Below are 2,909 nucleotides of genomic sequence, written 5' to 3'. Positions count from 1 at the left end.
CGACAAAGAGAGATCTTGGCCGACGCTGTGGTCGTCGGCGAGGCGATGGCCAAGAACATGGTCTTCCGCGAGCGTCTGCCAGGCGTACTGCGTGACGATGGCTGGCGCCTGATCATTGGGGGCGTAGAGGGCGCTGAGCCCGGCGATGCCATGGAGAATACCCAACGAACGAAGTACTTCGATCGGTTCGATCCGCGCGCCCGTTTTACCTATGAAGCCTGTCTTACCTCGGAGCGGATGTCTTTCCCCAGGCCGGGTTTAGGCATGGGTTACGGCGGAATGTTCCTGGACACCAAAGGCCGCGCACTCACGGGTGATCGGTCGTACGTGATCAACGTACCTGCGAACCCGCCGGTCAGCCTGTTCTGGGCGATCACCATCTACGACGTGGACACGCGTGGCTTGATCACGACGGACCAGCAGCGGGCCGAGCGCGGATCCGTGCATGAAGGGATCAAGACCAATCCGGACGGTTCGACGCCCATCTTTATTGGCCCGAAAGCCCCTGAGGGCTGGGAAAACAACTGGATCAAATCCGTTCCGGGGCGTGCCTGGTTCCCGTATTTCCGTTTCTACGGACCGACTGAGCCCTTCTTTGATCAAAGCTGGAAACTGCCGCAAATCGAGGAAGCCGATTTTGCAGGCTACTGAAGCTAGATCGTCGATCTGACCGCAGGCGTCCGACTGATAACGTCGAACACCTGCTGGCCCTCACGGTGTCATGTAGCGTGTCGAGAGGACGAATACGAATGGCAAGACTCCGACCAAGGCATTTGCGCTCCGGAGTATCAGTATTGTTGGTTACGGCAATCCTGGTATTAGTCTCCACTCCCTCCCTTCATGCTCAAGTAACGTCAGAAGACGCTGACACTTCGACCCGTACGGGCCTCACGAAACGGAACGCGGGCGATATTGAGTTCCAATCGATCCGAACGGACAGTCCGCGGGAAACCTTCGGAACGGCCCTTTATCTCAGGGATGAGCTTGAGCACGCGATGCTTCGCTACAGGAATGACAGGACGCGTCGCAACATGCAACAGATCGCCTCGATTGCGACGCAGTTCAGTGCGCTTCTCGACCTCTCATCGGTGCCTGAGGGCGTGCGTGAAGGGATCGGAGAGCAGACGTCCGCTTTTCTTCTCGACATCTTCGGGCGCATCGATCTACCCAGTCCCGCCGATGTCCCCGATCTGGAGTCGATGGCAGAAGAGTCGGCACCCACATCATGGCGAATCCCGGGCACACCGATTCGAATCGCCCGCATTGCGGAGGGACCACGAGAGGGGGAGTTCCTATTCAGCGGAGAAACCATTCGGGCAGCGCCACGGATGTTCGAGGCTATTCAACGCGTGCCGCTACGATCGTCACTGGGAATCGGAACGTGGAGCGTTGCTGTTCGCGAGTGGACCGGTCCAATCATCCCGGCAGGTGTGTCAAGCGCCATTCCGAATATATTGCGTGGTTTCTGGTGGGACACACCTATATGGAAAGTCCTCGCAACCATAGCGATGTTCATACTGTCTGCGCTCGTAATTGCGTTCATGCATCATGCTCTCAATCGGAGAGAAAGCAAAAGTCGGATAGGCTTCCTGTTGCGTCGTGCACTCACTCCGTTGTCTATTCTGGTCGCGGTTCCGTTCATAGAGCATATCGTCGACCTCGAGATCAATGTGACCGGTGCGTTTGGAGTGTATGCGGACACAGCAAGAACGGTCATAGCCTATTCGGCATGGGGCTGGCTTCTTTGGTTGATACTGATGATCATCGTCGAACGTATCATATTATTTCGGAAGCGTCCGGAAGGCGATTTCGATGAGCAGTTGTTGCGGATCTTTGCCGGCGCGCTCGGTGTTGTGGGCGGCGTGATAATCGTAGGTGCCGGGGCACAGAAAGTAGGGCTTCCTCTATACAGCGTGGTTGCCGGTTTGGGCATCGGCGGTCTCGCCGTTGCGCTCGCGGTTCGTCCGACACTGGAGAACATGATCGGCGGCGTGATGCTCTATCTCGATCGCCCGGTGCAGGTCGGAGAATTTTGCAGCTTCGGCGACAAGACAGGTACGATCGAGAGCATCGGCGTACGCACGACGAAGATCCGGGGGGCCGATCGTACGCTTATTTCAGTTCCGAACGCCGTGCTTGCTGACATGCAACTCATCAACTGGGCAAGATGTGACTGGATGTTGATCAACCAGACCATCGGCCTCCGTTTCGAGACGACACCGGATCAGATTCGTATTCTTCTCGTGAAGGTTCGCGAAATGATTCATACTCACCCCAAGATTGATCGCGATACTGTTCGCGTGCGATACACCGGACCTGCTGCGGCTTCGCGCGACGTAGATATTCGCATCTACGCCCTGACCCACGACTGGAACGAGTACTACGCGATTCGCGAGGACATCTTCCTCAGAATAGATGATCTCGTTGAGGCGGCTGGGATCTTATACGCTGTGCGCCGTTGGCGATAGTCGGACCAGATGGGGTGATTGAATAGGAGAGACCTTTGACTCATCGTTACTTGTAAGAGGAACGATGATGACGAAGAAGAAAGACAGTGCCGAGAAGGCCGTTCAAGACATACGCCGGGCGACCCGTCGGCGCTATTCCGCCTAAGAAAAGATAAGGATCGCGCTGGAAGGCCTTCGAGGCGAGTCCAGCATCGCCGAGCTGTGCCGCCAAGAAGGCATCAACCAGAACCTGTACTACCGCTGGTCGAAGGAGTTTCTGGTTCTACATCGACGATACCGATCTGGTGACGAAGCGGATCTTCGAGACGCTCGTCGTCGCCTTCCAATCGAGGCTCGGCTCGGTGGCACCCGAAGCTGGTCCCCAGCTTGCCCTGCCGATCGGCAGGTTCTGATTAGCCCCATCTCCCCGAATTCCGGCAGAGATTTCGGTTAGCGTCAGGC

General features: G+C 56.8%; 3 protein-coding genes. All 3 read left to right on the top strand.

Going from position 1 to position 2,909, the window contains the following annotated elements; genetic code table 11:
- The first annotated feature begins 15 nt into the window (after positions 1-15).
- The 3 genes from HKN37_01215 (at position 16) to HKN37_01205 (ending at position 2,901) form a co-directional block, all read left to right on the top strand.
- Positions 16-651, top strand: coding sequence for a DUF1254 domain-containing protein (locus HKN37_01215; protein NNE45258.1), 636 nt, complete (start codon positions 16-18; stop codon positions 649-651).
- 380 nt (positions 652-1,031) lie between these two features.
- On the top strand, positions 1,032-2,468 hold the full coding sequence (locus HKN37_01210; GenBank protein ID NNE45257.1) for a mechanosensitive ion channel family protein: 1,437 nt from the start codon (positions 1,032-1,034) through the stop codon (positions 2,466-2,468).
- A 151-nt stretch (positions 2,469-2,619) separates the two neighbouring features.
- Positions 2,620-2,901 carry a hypothetical protein gene (locus HKN37_01205; protein ID NNE45256.1) on the top strand — a complete coding sequence of 94 codons (282 nt, stop codon included), beginning with the start codon at positions 2,620-2,622 and terminating at the stop codon, positions 2,899-2,901.
- Positions 2,902-2,909: the final 8 nt, after the last annotated feature.

It is taken from the genome of Rhodothermales bacterium, from assembly GCA_013002345.1.
In the GTDB taxonomy this organism is placed as follows: Bacteria; Bacteroidota; Rhodothermia; order Rhodothermales; family JABDKH01; genus JABDKH01.
The sequence above is the reverse complement of the archived record's forward strand: the minus strand, read 5'-3'. Positions and strand labels throughout refer to the sequence as shown.

Bases quoted from the DNA above. Each gene is read 5' to 3' on its own strand.
- HKN37_01210 (NNE45257.1), top strand. From the start codon at position 1,032: ATGCAACAGATCGCCTCGATTGCGACGCAGTTCAGTGCGCTTCTCGAC.